This is a genomic window from Pseudomonas sp. NPDC089741 (assembly GCF_044748825.1).
Classification (GTDB): Bacteria; Pseudomonadota; Gammaproteobacteria; order Pseudomonadales; family Pseudomonadaceae; genus Aquipseudomonas; species Aquipseudomonas helmanticensis.
Map to the genome: position 1 here is coordinate 204,505 of NZ_JBIVGT010000003.1, position 23,047 is coordinate 227,551.

Annotated in this window: 17 protein-coding genes; 8 read left to right on the forward strand and 9 right to left on the reverse strand. The window is 51.5% G+C overall.

Annotated elements, in window-relative coordinates; translation table 11 throughout:
• Nucleotide 1: 1 nt before the first annotated feature.
• The 5 genes from ACIPZE_RS04975 to gloB all read right to left on the reverse strand — a co-directional run bounded on the left by ACIPZE_RS04975 (nt 2) and on the right by gloB (nt 7,393).
• Nucleotides 2–1,075 (reverse strand): microcin C ABC transporter permease YejB, encoded by a 1,074-nt coding sequence (locus tag ACIPZE_RS04975; RefSeq protein ID WP_016987121.1) that lies wholly within the window; start codon nt 1,073–1,075, stop codon nt 2–4.
• Between the two features lie 4 nt (nt 1,076–1,079).
• Nucleotides 1,080–2,921, reverse strand: a complete 1,842-nt coding sequence (locus ACIPZE_RS04980) for an extracellular solute-binding protein (RefSeq protein ID WP_400771724.1) — start codon at nt 2,919–2,921, stop codon at nt 1,080–1,082.
• On the reverse strand, nt 2,918–4,750 hold the full coding sequence (locus ACIPZE_RS04985) for an extracellular solute-binding protein (protein WP_400771726.1): 1,833 nt from the start codon (nt 4,748–4,750) through the stop codon (nt 2,918–2,920). The genes ACIPZE_RS04980 and ACIPZE_RS04985 overlap by 4 nt, the downstream gene beginning before the upstream one ends.
• Before the next feature lie 312 nt (nt 4,751–5,062).
• The gene (locus ACIPZE_RS04990) at nt 5,063–6,526 is read right to left on the reverse strand and encodes a transglycosylase SLT domain-containing protein (protein ID WP_283436149.1); all 1,464 of its coding nucleotides are present in this window, start codon (nt 6,524–6,526) and stop codon (nt 5,063–5,065) included.
• Nucleotides 6,527–6,625: 99 nt separating this feature from the next.
• Entirely contained in the window at nt 6,626–7,393 is a 768-nt protein-coding gene (gene gloB / locus ACIPZE_RS04995; RefSeq protein WP_400771728.1) for a hydroxyacylglutathione hydrolase, read from the reverse strand.
• Nucleotides 7,394–7,459: 66 nt separating this feature from the next.
• Between gloB and ACIPZE_RS05000 the strand changes: the two genes are divergently transcribed.
• The 6 genes from ACIPZE_RS05000 to ACIPZE_RS05025 all read left to right on the forward strand — a co-directional run bounded on the left by ACIPZE_RS05000 (nt 7,460) and on the right by ACIPZE_RS05025 (nt 14,032).
• A complete protein-coding gene (locus tag ACIPZE_RS05000; protein WP_122594331.1) occupies nt 7,460–8,218 on the forward strand; it encodes a class I SAM-dependent methyltransferase in 759 nt (252 codons plus the stop codon).
• 91 nt (nt 8,219–8,309) lie between these two features.
• Nucleotides 8,310–8,780, forward strand: a complete 471-nt coding sequence (gene rnhA / locus ACIPZE_RS05005) for a ribonuclease HI (protein ID WP_283436151.1) — start codon at nt 8,310–8,312, stop codon at nt 8,778–8,780.
• A gap of 1,872 nt (nt 8,781–10,652) precedes the next feature.
• A complete protein-coding gene (locus ACIPZE_RS05010; RefSeq protein ID WP_400771730.1) occupies nt 10,653–11,198 on the forward strand; it encodes a hypothetical protein in 546 nt (181 codons plus the stop codon).
• A complete protein-coding gene (locus ACIPZE_RS05015; RefSeq protein ID WP_400771731.1) occupies nt 11,195–12,334 on the forward strand; it encodes a DGQHR domain-containing protein in 1,140 nt (379 codons plus the stop codon). The genes ACIPZE_RS05010 and ACIPZE_RS05015 overlap by 4 nt, the downstream gene beginning before the upstream one ends.
• 131 nt (nt 12,335–12,465) lie before the next feature.
• Nucleotides 12,466–13,437 (forward strand): hypothetical protein, encoded by a 972-nt coding sequence (locus tag ACIPZE_RS05020; protein WP_400771733.1) that lies wholly within the window; start codon nt 12,466–12,468, stop codon nt 13,435–13,437.
• Nucleotides 13,418–14,032 (forward strand): class I SAM-dependent methyltransferase, encoded by a 615-nt coding sequence (locus ACIPZE_RS05025; protein WP_400771735.1) that lies wholly within the window; start codon nt 13,418–13,420, stop codon nt 14,030–14,032. The genes ACIPZE_RS05020 and ACIPZE_RS05025 overlap by 20 nt, the downstream gene beginning before the upstream one ends.
• Nucleotides 14,033–14,130: 98 nt before the next feature.
• On the opposite strand, the gene ACIPZE_RS05030 is transcribed toward ACIPZE_RS05025, so the two are convergent.
• The 4 genes from ACIPZE_RS05030 to dndB are packed head-to-tail and all read right to left on the reverse strand — an operon-like array spanning nt 14,131 to nt 19,107.
• On the reverse strand, nt 14,131–14,496 hold the full coding sequence (locus ACIPZE_RS05030; protein WP_400771736.1) for a DndE family protein: 366 nt from the start codon (nt 14,494–14,496) through the stop codon (nt 14,131–14,133).
• Nucleotides 14,493–16,505, reverse strand: coding sequence for a DNA sulfur modification protein DndD (gene dndD / locus ACIPZE_RS05035; protein ID WP_400771738.1), 2,013 nt, complete (start codon nt 16,503–16,505; stop codon nt 14,493–14,495). The genes ACIPZE_RS05030 and dndD overlap by 4 nt, the downstream gene beginning before the upstream one ends.
• Nucleotides 16,502–18,028, reverse strand: coding sequence for a DNA phosphorothioation system sulfurtransferase DndC (dndC, locus tag ACIPZE_RS05040; RefSeq protein WP_400771740.1), 1,527 nt, complete (start codon nt 18,026–18,028; stop codon nt 16,502–16,504). Before dndC ends, dndD begins: the two co-directional genes overlap by 4 nt.
• On the reverse strand, nt 18,025–19,107 hold the full coding sequence (dndB, locus tag ACIPZE_RS05045; protein WP_400771742.1) for a DNA sulfur modification protein DndB: 1,083 nt from the start codon (nt 19,105–19,107) through the stop codon (nt 18,025–18,027). Before dndB ends, dndC begins: the two co-directional genes overlap by 4 nt.
• Nucleotides 19,108–19,629: 522 nt before the next feature.
• Here dndB and ACIPZE_RS05050 point away from each other — a divergent pair.
• Together ACIPZE_RS05050 and ACIPZE_RS05055 are read left to right on the forward strand one after the other, a co-directional pair.
• Nucleotides 19,630–21,678 (forward strand): hypothetical protein, encoded by a 2,049-nt coding sequence (locus tag ACIPZE_RS05050; RefSeq protein ID WP_400771744.1) that lies wholly within the window; start codon nt 19,630–19,632, stop codon nt 21,676–21,678.
• Nucleotides 21,679–22,905: a hypothetical protein gene (locus tag ACIPZE_RS05055; RefSeq protein ID WP_400771746.1), complete on the forward strand. Its 1,227-nt coding sequence runs from the start codon at nt 21,679–21,681 to the stop codon at nt 22,903–22,905. It abuts the gene before it with no gap.
• The last annotated feature ends 142 nt before the right edge of the window (nt 22,906–23,047 follow it).

The following is a 23,047-nucleotide window of genomic DNA, read 5'->3' on the forward strand; positions in this document are numbered from 1 at the left end:
CTCAATGCTCCCGGCTTTCGAAGTCGATGCGCGGATCGACCAGGGTGTAGGTGAGGTCGCCGATCAGTTTCACCACCAGCCCGAGCAGGGTGAAGATGAACAGGGTGCCGAACACCACCGGGTAATCGCGGTTGATCGCCGCTTCGAAACTCATCAGACCGAGGCCGTCGAGGGAGAAGATCACTTCCACCAGCAGGGAACCGGTGAAGAAGATGCCGATGAACGCCGACGGGAAACCGGCAATCACCAACAGCATGGCGTTGCGGAACACGTGGCCGTAGAGCACGCGATGACGGGTCAGGCCTTTGGCCTTGGCGGTGACCACATACTGTTTGTTGATTTCGTCGAGGAAGCTGTTTTTGGTCAGCAGGGTCATGGTCGCGAAGTTGCCGATCACCAGCGCCGTCACTGGCAGCGCCAAGTGCCAGAAGTAATCGAGGATCTTGCCGCCGAAACTCAGCTCATCGAAGTTGTTCGAGGTCAGGCCCCTAAGCGGAAACCAGTCCAGATAACTGCCGCCGGCAAACACCACGATCAGCAGGATCGCAAAGAGGAATGCCGGAATCGCGTAGCCGACGATGATCGCCGAGCTGGTCCAGACATCGAAGTGGCTGCCGTGTCGCGTGGCCTTGGCGATCCCCAGCGGGATCGACACCAGGTACATGATCAGCGTGCTCCACAGCCCCAGCGAGATCGACACCGGCATCTTTTCCTTGATCAGGTCGATGACCTTGGCGTCGCGGAAAAAACTGTCGCCGAAATCCAGCGTCGCGTAGTTTTTGACCATGATCCACAGGCGTTCCGGAGCCGACTTGTCGAACCCGTACATGTGCTCGATTTCCTTGATCAGGGCCGGGTCCAGCCCTTGCGCGCCGCGATACGACGAGCCGGCCACCGACACTTCGGCACCGCCGCCGGCAATCCGGCTGGTGGCGCCTTCGAAGCCTTCGAGCTTGGCGATCATCTGTTCTACCGGGCCACCGGGCGCGGCCTGGATGATCACGAAGTTAATCAGCAGGATGCCGAACAGGGTCGGGATGATCAGCAGCAGTCGCCGAAAAATATACGCCAGCATCTGATTACTCCGTGCCCACAGGGTCGGCTTGCAGTTTGGTTTCGACTTCTACCGCAGGTTTCGCGTCAGGCTTGACCCACCAGGTGTTGATGCCGATGTCGTATTTGGGTGAGACCTTCGGGTGACCGATGTGATTCCAGTAAGCCACGCGCCAGGTCTTGATGTGCCAGTTGGGAACCACGTAGTAACCCCATTGCAATACGCGATCCAGCGCGCGGGCGTGGGCCACCAGGCTTTTGCGCGAGTCGGCGTTGATCAGGTTCTCGACCAGTTGATCGACGATCGGATCCTTCAGCCCTATGGTGTTGCGGCTGCTGGCCTTGTCGGCAGCGGCGCTCATCCAGTATTCGCGCTGTTCATTACCCGGCGAGTTGGACTGCGGGAAGCTGCCGACCATCATGTCGAAATCCCGCGAACGCACGCGGTTGATGTACTGCGAGACGTCAACGCGGCGGATCACCAGATCGATGCCGAGGTCGCTGAGGTTGCGCTTGAACGGTAGCAAAACCCTTTCGAATTCGGTCTGCGCCAATAGAAATTCGATCACCACCGGTTTGCCCGTGGCGTCGACCATTTTATCGTCGACGATCTTCCAGCCGGCCTCTTGCAGCAGTTGATAGGCCTCGCGCTGCTGGGTGCGGATCATGCCGCTGGCGTCGGTCTTCGGATTGTCGAAGGCTTCGCTGAACACCTGTGCCGGCAGCTTGCTGCGGAACGGTTCAAGGATCGCCCGCTGATCGACGTCGGGCAGGCCCGTGGCGGCCATTTCCGAGTTCTCGAAGTAGCTGCGGGTACGGAAGTAGGCGCCGTTGAACAGTTGTTTGTTGGTCCATTCGAAATCGAACAGCAGACCGAGCGCCTGACGCACCCGCACGTCCTGGAACACTGGACGGCGCAGGTTATAAACGAAACCCTGCATGCCGGTCGGGTTGCTGTTGGCGATCTGTTCCTTGATCAGGCGACCTTCGGTGACGGCCGGAATGTTGTAGGCGTTGGCCCAGTTTTTCGCGGTCATTTCCAGCCAGTAATCGAACTGGCCAGCCTTCAAGGCTTCGAGGGCGACGGTGTTGTCGCGGTAGTAATCGGTGGTCATCGTGTCGAAGTTGTAGAAGCCACGATTGACCGGCAGGTCCTTGCCCCAGTAGTCCTTGACCCGTTCGTAACGCACCGAGCGGCCGGCCTTCACTTGAGCGACCTTGTACGGGCCGCTGCCCAGCGGAATCTCCAGGTTGCCCTTGCTGAAATCGCGATTGGCCCACCAGTGTTTCGGCAGCACCGGCAACTGCCCGAGGATCAGTGGCAGCTCGCGGTTGTTGCTGTGCTTGAACTTGAACAGCACTTTGAGCGGGTCTTCGGCGATCGCTTCGGACACGTCGCTGTAGTAGCCGCGAAACAGTGGCGAGCCTTCTTTGGTCAGCGTGTCGAAGCTGAACACGACGTCTTCGGCGCGTACTGGATGGCCATCGTGGAAACGCGCTTCCGGGCGCAGGTAGAAACGCACCCAGCTGTTGTCCGGGGCCTTTTCGATCCTGGCGGCGATCAGGCCGTATTCGGTGAACGGTTCGTCGAGGCTGTGCTTGGTCAGGGTGTCGTAGATCTGCCCGATGTCATCGGCCGGCACGCCTTTGCTGATGAACGGGTTGAGGCTGTCGAAGCCGCCGAAACCAGCCTGACGGAAAATCCCGCCCTTCGGCGCGTCGGGGTTCACGTAGTCGAATTGCTTGAAATCAGCCGGGTATTTCGGCGGCTCGTTGTACAGGGTCACGGCGTGTTGCGGGGCGGCACAGGCCAGCCCGGCGAACAGCAAGCCGCTGGCCTGGACGAGCAGGGCGCGGATGGGCGTCATTGATCTTTCTCCGAAGACTTCAGCCACCATGCGCTCAGGCCCAGGGTGTAGGGCGGCGTGGTGACGAAGGCCAACCGGTTGCGGTAGGCCAGGCGGTGATAATTGAGGTACCAGTTGGGAATGCTGTAGTGCTGCCAGAGCAACACGCGGTCGAGAGCCTTACCGGCGGCGACCTGTTCGTCGCGGGTGCGCGCGGCGAGCAATTGTTCGAGCAGGTGATCGACCACAGGGTTGGCGATGCCGGCGTAATTCTTGCTGCCCTTGACCGCAACCTGGCTGGAGTGGAAGTACTGCCACTGCTCAAGGCCCGGGCTGAGGGTCTGGTTGAGCGTCATCAGGATCATGTCGAAATCGAACTGATCGAGGCGTTGTTTGTACTGCGCACGATCGACCGTGCGCAGGCGCGCGTCGATGCCGATGCTGTTGAGGTTCTCGATGTACGGCTGGAGGATGCGCTCCAGATTCGGGTTGACCAGCAACAGTTCGAAGCGCAGCGGCTGGCCATTGGCGTTCTGCAGGCGCTGGCCGTTGAGCTTCCAGCCGGCCTCGGCGAGCAGCGCCAAGGCCTTGCGCATGGTCTCGCGAGGAATACCGCGTCCATCGGTTTGCGGCAAGGTGAACGGCTCGGTAAAGAGCTTCGCCGGTAACTGGTCTTTATACGGCTTGAGCATCAGCCATTCGTGCCCGACTGGCAGGCCGCTGGCGCTGAATTCGCTGTTGGGGTAATAGCTGGTCGTGCGTTTGTAGGCATCGCTGAACAGTGCGCGGTTGGTCCACTCGAAGTCGAACATCAGGCCCAGCGCTTCGCGGGTCTTGACGTCAGCGAAGGTGGCGCGGCGGGTGTTCATGAACAGGCCCTGACTCTGGGTCGGGATCTGATGCGGGATCTGCGCCTTGATCACATCGCCACGGCCTATGGCCGGGAAGTTGTAGCCGTTGGCCCAGTTCTTCGCCTGATGCTCGATGTAGATGTCGAACTCGCCGGCCTTGAACGCTTCGAAGGCGACATCGCTGTCACGGTAGAACTCGACCTCCATGCGGTCGAAGTTGTATTTGCCGCGATTGACCGCCAGATCCTTGCCCCAGTAATCCTTGACCCGCTCGAAGATCAACTGCCGGCCCGGCGTCACCGAAGTGATGCGATACGGCCCGCTGCCCAGCGGCGGTTCGAAGGTGGTGGCTTTGAAGTCGCGGTCTTTCCAATAGTGCTGCGGCAGCACGGGCAATTCCCCGAGGCGCAGGATCAACAGCGGATTGCCCGAGCGCTTGAGCACGAAACGGATGCGCTGCGGATTGAGGATATCGACGCGCAGCACTTCCTGAAGGGCGGTGCGGTACAGCGGATGACCTTCCTTGAGCAGCAAACGGTAGGAGAACGCCACGTCATAAGCGGTGATCGGCGTGCCGTCGTGGAAACGTGCCTCGGGGCGCAGATTGAACACCACCCAGCTGCGATCTTCGCTGTATTCCACCGATTGCGCGATCAAGCCGTAACTTGACGCCGGCTCGTCTCCCGACGGCGAATACTGGCCGGTGCCGACCATCAACGGCTCGTTCAGCTCGTTGATGCCGTACTGGAGGAAATTCGGCGTGGTCACCGGGCTGGTGCCCTTGAAGGTGTACGGGTTGACCGTATCGAAGGTGCCGAACGCCATCACCCGCAACGTACCGCCCTTGGGCGCTTGCGGGTTGACCCAGTCGAAGTGGGTAAATCTGGCCGGGTACTTGAGCGTGCCGAACTGCGCATAACCGTGACTTTCGGTAATCGTCGCGCTTGCGGTCGAGCTCAAGGCCAGGCTGATCAGGAGCAGGAGGAGGGGATGCTTCAAGTCAGATCCGATCCAGGCGGCTTGGGCTTTGTGGGCCGTACAGTAACAGCTTGTCTGGACAGGAAAAAGATGCGGATTGAAGAGCCCCTCACCCTAACCCTCTCCCGGGGGGAGAGGGGACTGACCGAGTTGTTTCTTCGAGCTACGCCGACCTGAACTGTCGAGTCGAACTCACGTTTTGAAAAGCCCCCGATCGGCTCCCTTTCCCCCTCGCCCCCCGTGGGGGAGAGGGCTGGGGTGAGGGGGATCGATCTAAAGCACGCCACAAAATCCGAAACAAAAAAAGCCCCCGAAAATTCAGGGGCTCTTCTGTCAGTGCGGCTGATAAACCGTGAGCATCTGCCCCGGCTTCAAAGCCTTGCCCGCACCCGGATTCCAGCGCTTGAGATGCTGCATCTCAACGTTGAATCGCTTGGCCACGACGTACAGCGTGTCGCCGCGCTTGACCTTGTACTGGGTCTGCTGCGCGCTGTCGTCCTTGCTTTTGGTCTTGCTGTTCGACGCAATCACCGTATTGACGCGCCCTGACTTGCGCGCCGGAGCGCGCTTGGTAGCGTCCTGCATGACCAGGGTCTGGCCGACCTTGAGGTTCTTGCCGGTGAGCTTGTTCCAGCGTTGCAGATCCTTGACTTCGACCTTGTTGGCCTTGGCGATGGAACCGAGGTTGTCGCCACGCTTGACGCGATAGGCGCGCTTGAGCTGCGCCACTTCAGACGGATCGGAACCTTCGAACACCGGTTTCAGCGAACGCGGGCTGATCAACTCTTCCGGCCGCATGGTCTGCAAGCTGGCGGTCAGCAATTGCGCCTTGGACGTCGGCACCAGCAGATGCTGGGGGCCATCGATGGTGGTGCGCTGCTTGAACGCCGGGTTGAGCTGGAACAGTTCGTCTTCGTCGATGTTCGCCACCGCAGCGACCTTGGACAGGTCCATGCGCTGGTTGATTTCGACGACCTGGAAGTACGGTTCGTTGGCGATCGGGCTGAGGTTCACGCCATAGGCTTCTGGCGCGAGTACCACTTGCGACAGCGCCAGCAGTTTCGGCACGTACGCCTGGGTCTCTGCCGGCAGCGGCAGGTTCCAGTAGTCGGTAGGCAAACCGAGTTTTTCGTTACGTTCGATGGCGCGGCTGACCGTACCTTCGCCGGCGTTGTACGCGGCCAAGGCCAGCAACCAGTCACCGTTGAACATATCGTGCAGACGGGTCAGGTAATCCATCGCTGCGGTGGTCGAGGCGGTGATATCGCGGCGGCCATCGTAGAAACGGGTCTGGCGCAGGTTGAAGTAACGCCCGGTGGAAGGAATGAATTGCCACAGACCCACAGCATCGGCCCGCGAATAGGCCATCGGGTTGTAGGCGCTTTCAATCACTGGCAGCAGGGCCAGTTCCAGCGGCATGTTGCGTTCTTCGAGGCGTTCGACGATGTAGTGAATATAGAGACTGCCGCGTTCACCGGCGTTCTCGAGGAAAGAGGGATTGCTGGCGAACCACAGGCGCTGTTGTTCGATGCGCGGGTTCACGCCCAGGCCTTCCTGCAACTGGAAGCCCTGGCGCATGCGTTCCCAGATATCCTGGGGAACCTGTGGGGTGGGCTTCTCGCTCAGCCAGATCGGCTTCTGCTTGGCTCGCGCAGCAATGTTCGGCGTATGGGTCGCTTCAGTCTGCGGAGCATGGCTGGAACAGCCCGCCAGCGTGGCGGACACAGCCACCGCGATGGCTTGCGCCAAGCGGGTCAATGCGTCTGAATTGACGGACTTACGTATGGATGACGACATTGGCTGGAAGTAAGTTCCGGGCAAAAATGTCGGGCGATTCTAGAAAGCGCACCCCTTGCGGTCAACCATTCAGAATTTTTGTACCAAGCAGAGGGGGGCTTAGAACTTATCTTTCCATGCCCGCAGAGCCGCAAAAACCTCACTCGGCGCCCGGTTTTGAGCGCCTGCCCGTTCGTCCACTTTTTGTGTAACTAATGTTTCACCGGTGCGCAAAAACGGATTGGTGAGTTTTTCCAGAGCCAGCGTCGAAGGCAAAGTCATGACGCCGTTCTGCCGTTGCTGGGTGACTTTTTCCAGACGGGCGGCAATGTCCGGGTTCGTCGGTTCGACGGCGGCGGCGAACTTGAGATTGCTCAGGGTGTATTCGTGAGTGCAGTAGACCAGCGTATCTTCCGGTAACGCGGCGAGACGGCTGAGCGAGTGATGCATCTGTTCCGGCGTGCCTTCGAACAAACGGCCGCAACCGGCGGCGAACAGGGTGTCGCCGCAGAACAGCAGGCCGTGATGGTAATAGGCGATGTGGCCGAGAGTGTGACCGGGCACCGCATAGACGTCGAAGTTCCAGCCGAGCACGCTGACGCTATCGTTGTCCTTGAGGGCCACATCGCGGCCCGGAATGTTTTCGCTGGCCGGGCCGTAGACTTTCGCGCCGCTCAGCGCTTTCAGGCGCTCGACGCCACCGACGTGATCATGGTGGTGGTGAGTGATCAGGATATCGCTCAAGACCCATTCCGGATGGGCCTCGAGCCATGCCATTACGGGCGCGGCATCGCCCGGATCGACCACCGCGCAGCGCTGGGTGCGGTGATCCTGTAACAACCAGATGTAGTTGTCGGTGAACGCGGGCAGGGCACTGATCTGTATCATCGTCGGAATTCGCCAAGCGGAAAACATTGGCGCATCTTAGTAGTTCCTGGCGCGTTGGAGAATGACATGACCGATAAAGCGTTCGCTCAGGCTGATCCGGACTGGCTGGCGTTGATCAGCGCCGCTCGTGAATGGCTGTCGGGGCCGCTCGGGCAATTTCTGCTGGATGAAGAGCGGCGCATGCTCGACGACGAGCTGGGCCGGTTCTTTGGCGGCTATCTGGTGCATTACGGGCCGTCGGCCGAAACCCCACCGTCGGCGCCGCAGGTGCAGCGCAATGTGCGTCTCGGTGCGCCGCTGCCCGGGGTCGAGATTGTCTGCGAAGAGCAGGCCTGGCCGCTGAGCGAGCATGCCGCCGACGTGGTGGTGATGCAGCACGGTCTGGATTTCTGCCTGTCGCCCCACGGTTTGCTGCGTGAAGCGGCGAGCAGTGTGCGCCCCGGCGGGCATCTGTTGATCATCGGCATCAATCCTTGGAGCACCTGGGGATTGCGGCATGTCTTCGCCCACGATGCCTTGCGCCAGGCGCGCTGCATCTCGCCATCACGGGTCGCCGACTGGCTCAATTTGCTGGGCTTTGCGCTGGAGAAACGTCGCTTCGGGTGCTATCGTCCGCCGCTCGCGTCGCCCAAGTGGCAGGCCCGACTGGCCGGCTGGGAACGCAAGGCCGGTGACTGGCAATTGTCGGGCGGCGGCTTCTATTTATTGGTGGCGCGCAAGATCGTGGTGGGCCTGCGGCCATTGCGTCAGGAGCGCCGCGAGCCAATGGGCAAGCTGATTCCGCTGCCGATGGCCAAGGTCAATCGCCGCCGCATCGAACCGTAAACCTTGTTTTATTTGTGGCCGGGTATGTCCCGGCCCGGGCCATCGTCGATCCGTGATCGGCGAGGCAGGCATTTATTCTGGATAGAGTGGCATGAGCGAAAGCGTTGAAAGCGTCGACACCGTAGAACTGTTCACCGACGGCGCCTGCAAAGGCAACCCCGGCCCGGGCGGCTGGGGCGCCTTGCTGGTGTGCAAGGGCGTTGAAAAGGAGTTGTGGGGCGGCGAAGCCAACACCACCAACAACCGCATGGAACTGCTCGGCGCGATTCGCGGCCTCGAAGCCTTGAAGCGGCCGTGCGAAGTGCTGCTGGTAACCGACTCGCAGTATGTGATGAAGGGCATCAACGAGTGGATGGTCAACTGGAAGAAGCGCGGCTGGAAAACCGCCGCGAAAGAGCCGGTGAAGAACGCTGACCTGTGGAAAGAACTCGACGAGCAGGTCAACCGCCACAAGGTCAAGTGGAAGTGGGTGCGCGGGCACATTGGTCATCACGGTAATGAGCGAGCTGACCAGTTGGCCAACCGTGGCGTCGATGAAGTGCGCGGTTACAAGCAGACCTGATTTCCAATACGTCCCCCTGTAGGAGCTGCCGCAGGCTGCGATCTTTTGATCTTGATTTTAAAAACCAACATCAAAAGATCGCAGCCTTCGGCAGCTCCTACAGGGTGGCGGGGTGTCATTCAAGCCGGCGCGCGCGATGCGAACCGTGGGCGTGTTAACATCCGCGTTTTTGCCCGATTGACCCGTTGAGAGCTGAGCACTGATGGCCACCAGATCCGTTTTCATCTTCTATCCACTTGTCAACGTTGTAATCTAATTTTTTTGCGTATTAATTTTCTATTTAACATATTGATATTTTTGAATTTTCAATCAGGCTGTTTGGTGCTGTTGGTTCAGTTTTGAACATTGGTACTCCAAAAAATGTAAACGGTGAGCTGTTTTTCGCCTCATTGTTTACATTCTCAAAAATACCTAATTCCCCTCCGGTTATAAGATTGGTCGGAAGGCGAAAGCGAATGGCGATCGTCTTCTATATCTGGTGTTTTTAAGGTTTTTTTCGGATTGAAATATGCCCGTTACCAACATACAGTTGGTCAGGCCCAGGCTTTTGTTGCGTTGTCAGAACGGGTCAGGGCCACCTTCAACACCATTGAATGTGATTTCAGGACCCTCGACCTCTGGCTGTCATCCGAATTGATAAAGCAATAAGCGCCCTCCTGACGATCAGCTATCAACAGAAGCGTCCACCCAGCTCGAAGTAGAAAGTTTGAGATTTCTTCACTGTGGGTACTCATCAATTTTGGCGTCTGGTCTATACCTGTCTGGCGCCTTTACATTGAAACTATGAAAAAGAAAGCCTTGAGTTCTGTCTGAGACCATCTCAACGGCGGAGGGCTGCCTCAGATTCACCCGCACCTTCAGCAACCTCACCGGCAGGCAGAGGCCAGAAACTCTTAGGACTGGGCCCATCTACTCTTTTTTCACTTCGTCTGCAAGAGCACGTAGATTTGCCGATGCTTTTGTCCTAGGTATCTGTGTGCATATTAGGCACTGCATGTGATTTAATTTCTTGGACAGATCTGGTCGGCACTGACCAAACAGCGTGACTTTATAAAAAACTTTATCGCTCATCTGACAAGACTCGGTAGTAAAGGGTTATCCGAGCATAGATGACAATAGACTGCTTGAATTGGTGCGGATGACGGGAGATCACCGCCGGTCTTTAGGCTGGGAATATCGAGCACGAGGTCTGCGGCCTCGCGTTTGAATTATGCGGAAAAAGAACTATATTGTTTGGTCATTAGACATCTCTATCTGGCGAGCATTCTCGCCTAAATGGGCGTCCGGTTTCATTAGGCCGCTACAGGGAGGGCTTTAGCATTTAGTAATCTCATCCCTTGATGAAATCCCCGCGGGGGGAATTGAGTGGGCGCTTGAGTGCACTGGCCTGAATCATCAGAAACTGCTACCTATCATTTTTCGCATTGAAGTATTGGGGGGGGGGGGAAGGATTTAATCTCACTTTCCGCGCCAAGGCTCTTTTGAAAACCAAGCAGCTACTCCATGTCCAGACGAAATGTCTTTGGCTTGACGGCCAGTTCCATTGTAGCAAGGTATGTGATGGCCCGCTAAGCTAAATCCGGATGCGGTGTGGGTTGATGCAGCCACGGCAGTTGAAGTGAAGGGCAAGTCCCGGCCGTATTGAAAGGAAGTGTACTGGCAGTGGGGGTGGAGGGAGTTAACTCTGCTAGAGACTAAGTTTATTTACGATAAGAATTGGTTGTTGGTTGATTTTAAATCTGTTTGGAATGTTGAAGTTGATCAGGCAGAATAGTTATACGGTTGGAATTCTGTTCGCTAATGGCGATGATTCCTGGTTTTTTGGATGGGCGCTTTTTTATTTGGTTTTTCGTTATGCATGGGGAAGGATAAGTGGTCAATATATATGAAGAGCTAGATGAAGGGGCAGGAGAACTTGATGAGAACGAGCAAAGAGAGGCTTATCTTGGCTTTTTCAGAAACTCATTTCCTTTTCTACTATGTCCTGCTCTTTTTAAGCGGAACGATGACCTTCCAAATCTAAATTGGGTAAGGGTTAAATATAGCGACCATGCTGGGCATGATTTTCCTGATCAACAGGGTGTATACATGTTTATGGTTAGCGTTGATAGCCAAAAGCTACCGTCAAACTCCTACGTGATGTATGTTGGGAAGGCAGGAGATACAGATTCATCTAATACAATATCGAAGAGATTTAGTGACTATGTAAACGTTTCTGGCTATAAAAAAAGACCAAAAGTTAAAAAGCTATTAAAGTACTTTTCGGAACATCTTTTTTATTGCTACTCAGTTTTGCCGGACGGTGATGCCACTTCAGTAGTGGAACAGGCGCTAGCTGATATTTTTGTTCCTCCTTGTTGTGTAATGGATTTCTCGGGCGAAGTTAGGAGCTTACTGCGTGGAGTGCGAATTATATGAATAAGCGCTTGGTTTTACCGTGTCTGCGTGGATACCTAGGGACATGGGTTACTTATAGCTGCATGATGAGGCTTTCGGATGCGGCTGATCTTATTGGATTTGCTCAGGAGCTTCATCAGATCGGTAAGCTATCAGATAAAATTCAACGAGAATTGAATGAAAATCGGGCTAAAGAAATATCTGACTATTTGATAAATAATGAAGATAGATTTTTCAATTCCTTGGTTGTGGCAATTTATGATGGGGATCCAAGCTGGCATGAAGTGGAAAGCATACGCCCTAATACTGAAGAGGCCTCGTCTCTTGAAATTCCAGATTATGCTGAGAACTGCTTAGGCTTTTTATCAATAACTAGAGATGAAAAGCTTTTTGCACTGGACGGGCAGCATCGTTTGGCGGGAATCAAGTCCGCGGTGGATGGCAATGAGGTTATTGGAAATGATTTGATTAGCGTAATTATAGTTGCGCATTCGAACACCCCTGCTGGAAAAGTTAGATCGAGAAGACTTTTTACCACCCTCAACAAGAAGGCAAAGCTTGTAAGTAAAGACGCGATTATCGCATTGGATGAGGATGACATTTCCGCCTGTGTGACTAGAATGTTGATTGAGTCGGATGAGTATCCTTGGTTTAACGAAAACAACGTCTCATTTAGCTCTGGGCCAGTTCGGGATGCGGTGAGCATAACTTCAATTGTTAATATATATGATAACGTCCAGAAGATAGTGGCCTATAAGCTTGGTGTCAAGGTTTCAGAATTGGATCAGTACCGCTTCAAGGATAATGAGGGCGTACTGAAGTTGGTAGTGGATTTTTTTAAGTATACGTTCAAGCACTGTCTTGAGTTGAGCAATGTGTTAGATAATGAAGCATCAGTGTCTGACTATAGAGGTGGTAACAATGGTGGTCATCTTTTATTCAGGCCGGTGGGTTGGGATTTATACACGGATGTTATAATTAGAGGAATGGAGCTCAGCGGTATCGAAATGGGTGAAATGATTAAAACAGTTCTGGCAAAAGATTTGTATCTTGGTGGTTCTGTGTTGGGAAATAAAATATGGTCGCCTAAACAAAATAGGATACTTAAGTTAAGTGCTAAAAATCAGAAAATTATAGCTCGTGACCTTCTTGAGTAAGAAATTTCTCCGCTTAACGGCCTCTCCAGGGTGTTCTGGCGTTGTCTGTTCTAACGGTGCGAGATATGAGTAATTTGTTGCAGCTTAGCCTAAAGTACGAGACTATTTTGCTAATCGTATAGGAGGCTCTCATGAAGGCGATACCAGCAGCTATTTTTTTTTTCTGTTTTAGCGCGATGTCCGTGTCTGTGCTAGCGGCTGATGCTGGCGATGCTGTGGCATCTGAGAGCTCTCAGCAAATGCTTCCTATGCCTGGAGTAGTATTTCCGGCTTATGTATTAGATCAAAATGAAAAAATTTATGTGATCAACCAAAAAATTGAAAATGCTAATGAGGTTTTATCGAGTATCAGCACTCAAGTTTCCGCGTTGAAGCAGTCTTTTTGGGAGCGGCTTTACCCAGCGTTATTTGGCGTGCTGGGGGTGGCGATTGCAGGGGTGGTTAACTATTTACTACAAGCTCGTCAAATTACTCATAATGAAAGTGAGCGCAAAGAGAAGTTTTCTTTCGATGCTAGGCAAAAATTATTTGAGTATCGCAATAAGCAGAATAATGAGTTTTATGGGCCGCTGCTTGTTTTGCTTGCGCAAAGTAAAGAGTTAAGCAATCAGTTGCATGAGCAATTAACTAATCTTGACCCGTCTCGCTATAAATTTGAAGATGATAGTAGTTCGGGTGTTGTTAAGCCAGCGCTATTCATTTATGAAAATTTTAGTAAGCGTCCCTTGCGACTTATTGAGGAGCTTCCCTACATAGGTCGACATGTGAAGGGGTTGCTCCCCCAGGTTTTTGTAATCATTGCAGTGGGTGATCGAATGGCGGCGCTCATTGAAAAATCCTCTGGACTCGCGAATCCTAAAAACTCTGAGTTGAGTGGTTGCTTGGGAAAATACCTTGCTCACCTCACAGCGCTTACGGACGCATACAAGCAAGCAGATCAAGGGAGCCCCGATGGCTCTATTCGGATCCATACAGCGGTCTTCCCGAGAAGGATTCAAGAATTGGTCAAAGCAGATTATGATGAGATCAGTAAACAGATCCAGGAATGGGAGTCAGAGGCGAAAGCACCTGCCGGGAGGGGAGTTGGAAATACTAGTGCCTGATATTGCGACGCTTAAGTACTATGAAGGTACTTATCGGGAATATGATAGATTTAGCTCTTCAATTGAGATGAGCGAGCAGTGGAAGTCATTTGAAAGCATGCTGCCTCCTGGAGGCACCGTACTCGATTTGGGATGTGGAACTGGGCGAGATATAAAGCATTTTCTCGAGGCTGGCTTTATCGTGGAAGGTGTAGAGCCTGCGCTTGCGATGGCTAACTGCGCGCGTTCAAAGACAGGCGCTAGGATATTTGATCTGGCTGCCGAACAAATTGCATTTGTAGAGGAGTATGATGGCATCTGGGCTTGTGCGTCTCTTATGCATATGCGTAAGTCTGCTTTTTTTTATACTTTGCCTAAAATCATCAAATCGCTCAAGCCTGGTGGGAGTTTTTATTTTTCACTGAAGCAGGGTGTGGGCGAAGCACGCAATGATGACGGTAGACTATTCAGCTTTTATGAGATGGATGAAATTATTTATCTGTTTTCGTTAATCTCGAATGCGCAGATCGTTAAACAATGGGTTTCGAAGGATGTAGCTGGGCGACGCGAAACTCAGTGGTTAAACATAATAGTCAAAAAACAGAATCTTAAATAGCGTTGGAAGGATCTAAAAACGCTGTCTTAGTGCTTTCAATAATACATAACGCTATTCAGATCTTTTATGGTTAAGCCCACCTCTGAAGGTGGGCTTTTTTATTTTCTTGCAATCAGTAATGCTACGTCTTTGAGGGAGCGTACATGCCCCATTTTATGTAGGCCTATCTCTATTAGAGAGGCGACATGCCTGACGGGATCCCACTTCAGCGCACTTTGATGTGTGAACTGCCTGAGCAGCGCTTCGTAAATATCTAAGTGCTCGCCAAATAGAGTTGGGGCGTTGAACTCCTGGCCATCCAGATCTGACACACTTGCATTGCCAAGCCCATTCTCGTCAGCGAGTGCAAGCGCGATCGCAAATCTGCTCAAAATATTGGGCGTCAGGCCTGTCTTCGATTTTAGGTATTTCAGCTTTGCAGTGGATGACGCTGATATTTTAAATTTGTGCGGAAATACGTTCATGCGTTTTGTGCCCACCGCCAGAAATAGCCTTCCTCTGCTTGAGTGGACCGGGTTTCTGGGTTGTATACCAGATGATAAGAGTGCGAAATACTTCCCTGTAGGCCTTCATAGAAGGCGTAATCAATTTCCGTATCCGTCGAGAGAATGATGACTTGGTGACTTGTTTTAGGGAAATAATTTTCCACGAGCTTTTTCCGATGAACCGAGTCCAGTCGGCCTAGTGGTGTGTCGATCACAACTGGCAGGCTTCGCCCTGACGTGCGAGCCAGCGCTTCCAAGATAGAGATCGCAAAGATTTGCTTCTCGCCGGCTGACAATTCTTCTTTACGAAGTATTACTCCTTCATCGTCGATCAATACGACCTCGAAGGTGTTTGGATCGATCTGAATGCTGAGATTCCGATCCTCTTTGCGAGCCAGACCATTGAATGAGGTGTAAAACTGCGACTCGAGCTCTTTGAGTTTTTCAATGCGAGCGCGAGTAGAGAACTCTTTCAGCACATTTCTGGCGTTTTGTGCAAGACCGGTCAGGCGCTCCTCTTCCTGAGACTCAGCTATTTCGGTGTAGAGATCGTCTAACTGGCGTGCAGCTACCGACAGACGTGCGAGGAGAGCCTTTGCCTCTTCAGCCATTACCGATTTCTGCTCCTCAAGAGCGGACAGCCGTCCTTGTAGCTGCCCTTGTTCGTTAAACAGTGGGATCAGTACTTTTTCGTCGGGCGCTCTAGCAATATTTTCCCGGGCGGATTCGATCTGGCTATCGGTTTCCTGGAGCGTCATCACTAAGTCAGCAGCACGCTGTTGGAGCGAGCCAACATCGTTCTGTAGGCGATGAGTGATGCTGAATCGTTGAGTGTCCGAAAGCTCGTGTACTGGAGCCTGTTGTTCAGCGCTGTTCGAGACCTCTGAGCCGAATGTCCTCAGAAAAATATCTTGAAGGGCAGGGAGCTGATCCTTTGTCATAGCGAAGGCAGATTCAACTTCTGCTAGAAAATTGCTCTGCTGACGTTGCAAGTATTCGGAAAGGACCTGCGCTTTTTCCGCGCGTTGCTCAGCGTCTATCTGCGCTAGCAGTTTCTCGTTGAGGCTTTGAGTTATTGCGAAAGGTAGCAGGCCGCTGAGCATGTCATGCAGGGTGTGCTCTATAGCTTTTTTGTCGCTAACCAATGCATCGAGGTTGACCGTTTCCTCTTGCCTGGAGGCGCTCCAGGCGCCGCCGCGTGCATTGATACTCGCTTCGATGTTGCCAAGGTTTTTGTTGGCCTCGACAGTATTCAAACGCATGAGGAGAAGCTTTTCGCGTACTTCTGCCAGCTGCTCGTTCAGATCGTTATATGTCCGTTCTGCTTCAGCAATTTTTTGCTTGCGATCTTCAGACGCCATTTTGACCGAGCGCCCTCTGATTATAACGGAGAGGTCGGAGTGCAATCTATCGATGAGATCCAAGCCTAAAAGCTTGTTGATCGACTCACGCAAAGCATCTCCGGATGTTTCTTCGGCAAGGCTCGCGATTTTTTCGCCGTCGAAGAAAAACAGTTCAGAAACGCCGATCGGGATCAGCTCGTTGAGAAATGCTTGTGCTTGGTCATAGGAAAGCTCGGTCAGGGGTTGGCCGTCTCTTGAAATGATCAGGCCTTCTTTTACCTTGCCAGCATGGTCAACAAACCAATCACGTGTCAGTTGATAGCTTGAAATAACGCCATATTGTGCGTAACGGAAAGTCAGCTCGACAGCCGCTCGCGTAGGCTTGGCGATGCTGTTGTGAGCTCTGTGAATACATTCACGAAGATACTGATGGTATTCGGCAACCGTTGCGCCGGAGCCCAGTACGCCTTTGCCGTACAAGGCAAGCTTCAGCGCGCTCAGAATGGTCGTTTTGCCGCCACCGTTTAGGCCGCCAAACAACACGATAGGCGCATTTTTGCCTCTTTTGATCTTAGGAGCTAGGTCAAAGTCGTGGGCTCCGCTAAACACGCGGAAATCTAGTACTGAAAGAGAGTCAATAATCATTGTAGCAAGCCATCTAGGTCGGCTTTCAGAGATTCGAAAGCAGTCTTATATGTGTCGGTAACTTTAGGTATGGCGCGTCGTTCCATCGCTTCATCCAATCCACCCCAGTCTTGCTCCAGGACTTTCTCCAGCTCGTCCAGAATGCCTTTTCGGCGTGAGAGCCCGGAGAATGACAACTCTGTATCGATGAGCTTCATGATCAGCGCTGCTGGAACCCCGCGCTCAGCTTCGAGTGCGTTGAGGATGGCAGCATCAGGTTCAGTGAACGCGCCGGCATCATTTTTGATCCATTCGACCGTATCTTCGGGATAAACCTCACCATAGATTTTAGGAAGTGAATCAATCCAGTCCGGTTCATTTGGATCCTTCAGCCACTGCTGGCGGATCACTTGCAACTCATCACGACCGATCAGCTCAATCTCACGATCGGTTTCACGTATGCCTTTCTCAATTTCCAAAAGTAGCTTCAGCCACTCACGGCGATATTTCATCCAATACGGACCAGGTACGTGCTTGGTGGCGGCATTGGAGTCGTCATCGATAGCTCCTCTTGCGAAGGTCACTTTGCCGGTACGACGTTTATAATTACGGAATTCAGTTTTATTTTCGGGCAGGGAGCTGGCGTGCAGTTGGTTACGGAACTGGAGTAGCGGCAGCATCCAGTCCTCTCCGCTGTCTACAAGCCCCTCGATCGCTTTGTCGTGTGTCACGACTGTGCAGGTCCAACAGCCGAAACGCGAGTTGCCGCACGATGGTGTATTGGTGTCGATGACGAGTGGGCATTCCCCAGCATTGGAGTCTTTGTAGAGCTCAAACAGTACTCGGTTAGAGCCGCCCCATGGCCTAGCAGCGCTCATGAGGTACTCCCAGACGTCATCCGCGTGCCACAGCTCAATAGGCATGTAGGTATAGGCGTTGGGCAATGTCGTGTGTCGACCCAATGCAGAACCGTCGATTTTGTGGCGTGTGATGACCTGGGCACGCGTGGAGCTTTCTTCTCGTCTGGAGCCAAGCACAACCACGACTTCACCGAAGCGAGCTACCTTGTCCTTGATGAACTCACTCACAGGGTCAATTTTCATCCGCTCAGTACACCAGCGGAATGCTTTGGTTGGGGCAGGGTAGCCCTTGCCCAAGAGGTTGGCCCAAAACGTCTCGCCTACTTTAGGAGTGACAGAGTGCGCTGTCATGGGGAGCTGATCCTGAATCGCCTGAGCGTTCACCGAATCAAGCACCTGGCGGATCATGTCGACGACTACAGGGGTTTCTACTCGAGTGTCGGAGGAGACCACGTACACGTGCTTATGGCGTTCCTCAGGCAGCAACATCTTCAAGGCGTAGTAAGTGAGTGAGAGAATCACGGTGGAGTCTTTACCACCGCTGAACCCTACCACCCAAGGACGATTATCTGCCTTGTAAATGCTCTGAAGCTCGCGGACAGCGTCCGCTAATGGTCGACCAGCAATGATCGCTTCTTGGACGAAGTCATCATGTGATGGATAGAGAAATTGATCATTACTCATTGTTGAGGAAACCTGTTTTCTAACTCCCGTTCAACCGTGGACAGCGGGACACCAAGCTTTTTCTTGATGAGACTGGCGGTGAGTGCAACGTTCGTTGTGGCTTTGGAGATCCGGCCGTGAACCATGGCGCGGCCTTCCCATTCAGGATTGGCTCTGGACCAGTCGATGCTGCGCAGATGGCAGATGATTTTTTTCCACTCGGAGTCCTTGCGGATGATCAACTCGGCACCAACGAGCCCCATCGCTTGCAGCATCACGCCGTGGGCATGGATGTAGTTGTCACGTAGCTCAGACGTCGACAGCTCTTTGTTTTTTGCCCTGATCCAATCTGGCATCTGTAGAGAAACCTCTTCCCAGAAAGACTTTGCGAGCTCTCTCTCGTTATGCGCGATGAGATCGCCTTTTCCTTTTTTCAAAAGGACGCGGGACGCATTCTTGATTGCGCTGAGGGTAAAGAGCTTGGAGCTGCGAGGGGATAGGCTGGACTTCTCCAGCTCCGTCATCCTGGAAAATACTTCTACATTTTTTGCCAGATATCTGGCCAGATCAGAAATCTGGTCTCTGTGGTCGTACAGGGTGCTGATTGAGTTGCTCGGCCGTACGGCATGCTTGTTGAGGTCGGCAAACATTTGCTGGCTGCGATTGAGTCCTTCATCAATAAAGAAAAGGACTGGAATGTTGTCGTGTCCAAGCTCTGGATTCTCACGAATTGCTTGCTCGATGGCAGCGCGGCGGTGCTGGCCGTCGTTGATCAGAATCGGAGCTTCCATAGGGATTGTTAGCGTGCCAATGCTTTGGCCTAGGCCAGTATCGGAGGCCGGAGTGAACTGTACAACGCCATCCACTGATGCTGTGATCGCGGATAGGGTGTAATCGTCGCGATTGTCAATTAGATATGCTGATATCTCTGGAACCCTTGCAAGATTCAATGTGCGTTGGGCGCGTAGGTCGGCGGGCACATTTTCTTCGTTGAAAATGAATATTTTTGGCACAAGGCGCATAGGGCACATCGCGATATAGCATGGCCGCCCGGCCTGGATGCCCCTGACGCATGGGAACGAGTGAACGAAAATATTCATAGCTCAGAACGTGTTTTTACTGTGAGTACGTTATTTTGCATATTTTTAACGTACACGCAAGGCGTTCACGATATGTCTCTAGGCGCAACCTCGGTTCAGAATGTGAGAAGAGCACTATCAAAATCGCTGGAAGGCTACGGCATAGGCTCCGTGTTGATGGGTATCAGCTATCCGGTGCTAAATGGAAATGTGCTAAATTGGTAGGTAAGCAAGAGCTAGCAGATGAGCCAAGGTATTTGAATGTTAATAGCAAACGAACCAAGGGTGATTTTCAGGCAGTTGTTGGGGGAAAGCCTTATGCGGGCTGCGATTGTTTTGCAAAAATGCATGGCTAGGGGCTTTAAATTTCAGCAGGTTTACTAAGTCGAGAGCAAGTAATCTCGTAATTACAGCTTCTATTATTTTTTTGTTGAAAATTTGGCTCGCTGTTAGTGTTTTTTTTGGCAGTTAAACTCAAAAGGCATTGGAGTTTGCTCCGAATATTAATACCGGACATGTCTTTAAATTCAGACTGGGTGAAATATGACTGACGATTTCGAAGATTTACAGGAAGAGCAAGAGTTTGACGTTGAGCTTTTGGGGAATTTTGGTCGGTTTGTATCATCAGGTTCCTATCCTGTTGAATATTTTATGGCTTCAATGCCAATGGCTCAAGCATATAAATATTTGAAATTCGCACGCGACGTCCAGATGGATGATATTAACTTTGACCTGCTGATGCAGCGCGATATTGATGAGAACCGTGTTGAAAAAGACATTATGCCTTATCTTCAGCAAGATGAGGCTACGGCCGCAACTAGACCTTTGTTTTTCCCTCCTTTATTAGCGGCCATCGTTCCAGTTAAGGATGAAAAAATCCAAGAGTATTACGGTGCTCGCTCCAAGATAATTCCAAAAGTTGGCTTCGCAGGGGTTTCGTGGGAAGGGCATTTTCGACTTTATGGAAAGACAACTGCAAGTGCTGATGGGCTGACTCTTCAGTCTGACCAGCCGGGAGAAAAGATAAAAGCCAAACAGGCCATACTAAATTTGAGGACGTCAGAGCTGGACCCTCATGGTGTTATGTTGATTGTTATTGATGGGCAGCATAGGCTCAGGGCCCTAAAAAGGTTGTGGGAGGAGCATCGGGATAAAGTGCGAGATTTAGTAGTTCCCGTTTGCGTTATGTACGCACCTAATTCGCATAGTGAAAATGCAGATAAGCTAAATGTTCCATCTGTTCCTCGTGTATTTAGGAATTTATTTGTCGATGTGAATTCAACAATGACGGTGGTTGGGGGGCATTTTAATATTCTTCTCTCCGATAAGAATATTGGAGATATGACATGTCGTGTGTTTTGTGATGACGTGCTTTCTAGATATGGAAAGGAGGGTCTGGCGTGTATCGAATGGAATACACGAACGCGCACTCATTCTTACAACGTAACAAAAGTTCACAGTCTAACCAGTATTGGAGTTCTTCAGCGAGGTCTCGAGGAGAACTTTAAACCCGACATGGTTGTTTCTTATCTTTTGGGAATATCTGATGCTGCAGAAGATCTATTTCCTGTAGGGGCAGACAAGGAGGATTTTTATCCGAAGATCAAATGGGATAAATATTCTTATGCTCAATCCAATGCTCTTAAGTTTAGGATTAAAGAGCATCTGACACCGCTTTTAGTAAGTCTGTATTTTGAGTCGGTGCCTTTCAAAAAATTGTACGGTTATTTTACAGAAGAAGTTGGGAAGCTTAAGTCGGATCTGCCGAAAGGCGGGCGCTCTGCAATATCTGCTCAAGCAATTCTGCAATCGCTTTTAGAGTACAAGCCTTTTGATGAAAAGGATTCTGATTTCAAAAAACGCTGGCTGGTATTTGAAGAGTCGATCGAAGCCAAGCGTGCAAGCAGCAGTTTTGGTATTGTAAGATATGCATTATTCCAAAGAGCGTTCTTCAATGTTGCTGGTATTTTCTTACGGTTCGGAATTCAGTACTCCGTACCACCAGAACGAGCCTTTAAAGCGGCGATCACACTATTGAATGTTATTTTTGATAAAAATAGCGATGTGTTTAATAATGAGAAAACGTATTTACAGTACACCGTATTCGAGCAGCGACGCATAAGAACTCGTGATGAGACTAAAGCTGCTATTCGAGATCTAATATTGGCTCATTTGCTTAGAGATGATATCAGGGCTTCCGTAGTAGCAGCGTTCTCCGATTCAGCGGGGCCTGAGCTTGATGTTTTATTAAATGATGAGGGGTTTACTTCTGCAGGCCAATTTCTTGGGCGGTATCGAGAGGAGCGAGCTAAGGCGTTCAAAAAAGGATATGAGCTTGATTATTCTTTGACAAATGAAGAGCGTGAAGATCTTCGCTTGAAAGAACTGGAGCAGCGTGCAATGGAGAGAGATGTCAAGGAAAAACGGCGCGATGAAAGCAGTCTCGTACGTCGTTTCGACAATGAAGTAGATCGTTTTATTGACGAGTATTTCGTCGAGGCTAAAAGAGACTTGCGTTCTTCTCTGGGGATTGAGGGGGATTTGCTAGAAAAAAATACTACCGACGAAACATCTGAAGTGGATGATATTTGATTGAAGCTATGGGATTTGGCTGAGTTTGAGGACCTTGATTATCTCAACATGTACGTTGCGGATGAGCTCGGGTCAACAAATTTTAGTAATTCTGTTCTGGTATGCCCCCGAGGTCACTCATTAGTGATCCCGGGGGTTGACGCTAAGAACTTTTTAACGCTCAAAATACCATTCGGAAAAAAGACACAGCGTTTTTTCCTGGCGTTGATTCATGCTTACAATGAGGCTGGGTTTTCCTCCAATCCTACTTGTCACTCTGCACGCGAGTCACTTACGGACAAAGAAGAGAAATTCGACTGGGGCGTATTGGCAGCACTTAATCAGGTTTTTAGCTTTGTAGAGTCTAGCTGTACTAAAGAAGTTGATTTTAGAGATTTGCAAAAGCTTGTTAATGATCAGGTTTTTTTAGAGGTGGGCGAGCTGGGTATAGCGTTTAAGACTGAGGTAAAGAACGTCTACTCTCCATATCTTTATTACTACGGTCGTATAATGGGTGAGGGGCTGCTATCTTCAGGACAGTTACGATCAGCGGGAGTTGCCGACGCAATTGCACTACATTGGCGTTTTCTGTTGGATGATGAGCATTGGAAGTATCAATGTGGTTCCGTAATTTTACTTAAACGATTGGAAAGATTTGCGCTGCTTTTGTCGAAATGCTATGTGCGGCCGACCTCCAAATACTTTAACTATCAAAGTAAATTCTGGCCATATCTGTTAGTTGCTTGTGCGGGTTGGTTTTTTCGTATGGCGATAGTACAACGAACATCATTGAATAAGTCGTCAAGCACTCTTTGCTTGACTCGAGCTTTTGAGTTGGCACTGCAAGCGCAGTCTCTACTTTGTAGTGCTGCAACGCTAGAAGCTAACGGTGAAATATTTTTCAATGGAACTCAGCTTGAAGGTTGCGGAAAAATTGTGTCTTTAGTTGAGAGGGGAATGATCCAGTCTCAATTGAAAGCTACCGATATTAATGATTGGGTAATTAGAGCTCGGACCCTGCTATCAGTTAGAAATCACTCGCGCTTAGCTCATGGGGTGGATGATGTTGATCAAGATGGCTTTGCAGAGATCATGAGATCTTTAAAGAGACTAATGTTGGAGTTTTTGGAGCCGCAGCTTTACCAGGAGTTCTCAGATACCTATTTGGAGCTAGCTCTGCCCACTTTTAAGATGCAGTTTAATGTTGGAATTAAAAAAATACTAGGAGATTATGTGGATTATCTGTAGCTCAAAATGCGACTTAGTTTGTCTTGTCATTGCGAAATGCAGGAGCTAAAAAAATAAAACAGATAGTCAACAGGTTTTTTGAGGTTGTTTTGCCTCTGATTAAAATGGCGCCGCTGTGTAACAGAGCCGGTTTTGCTGCTCT

Coding starts and splice junctions, on each gene's coding strand:
- ACIPZE_RS05000 (WP_122594331.1), top strand. CDS start 7,460: ATGACCGATAAAGCGTTCGCTCAGGCTGATCCGGACTGGCTGGCGTTG.
- ACIPZE_RS05030 (WP_400771736.1), bottom strand. CDS start 14,496: ATGAACGTATTTCCGCACAAATTTAAAATATCAGCGTCATCCACTGCA.
- ACIPZE_RS04975 (WP_016987121.1), bottom strand. CDS start 1,075: ATGCTGGCGTATATTTTTCGGCGACTGCTGCTGATCATCCCGACCCTG.
- rnhA (WP_283436151.1), top strand. CDS start 8,310: ATGAGCGAAAGCGTTGAAAGCGTCGACACCGTAGAACTGTTCACCGAC.
- ACIPZE_RS05050 (WP_400771744.1), top strand. CDS start 19,630: ATGACTGACGATTTCGAAGATTTACAGGAAGAGCAAGAGTTTGACGTT.
- dndC (WP_400771740.1), bottom strand. CDS start 18,028: ATGAGTAATGATCAATTTCTCTATCCATCACATGATGACTTCGTCCAA.
- dndB (WP_400771742.1), bottom strand. CDS start 19,107: ATGAATATTTTCGTTCACTCGTTCCCATGCGTCAGGGGCATCCAGGCC.
- ACIPZE_RS04980 (WP_400771724.1), bottom strand. CDS start 2,921: ATGACGCCCATCCGCGCCCTGCTCGTCCAGGCCAGCGGCTTGCTGTTC.
- ACIPZE_RS04990 (WP_283436149.1), bottom strand. CDS start 6,526: ATGTCGTCATCCATACGTAAGTCCGTCAATTCAGACGCATTGACCCGC.
- ACIPZE_RS05015 (WP_400771731.1), top strand. CDS start 11,195: ATGAATAAGCGCTTGGTTTTACCGTGTCTGCGTGGATACCTAGGGACA.
- ACIPZE_RS05020 (WP_400771733.1), top strand. CDS start 12,466: ATGAAGGCGATACCAGCAGCTATTTTTTTTTTCTGTTTTAGCGCGATG.
- dndD (WP_400771738.1), bottom strand. CDS start 16,505: ATGATTATTGACTCTCTTTCAGTACTAGATTTCCGCGTGTTTAGCGGA.
- gloB (WP_400771728.1), bottom strand. CDS start 7,393: ATGATACAGATCAGTGCCCTGCCCGCGTTCACCGACAACTACATCTGG.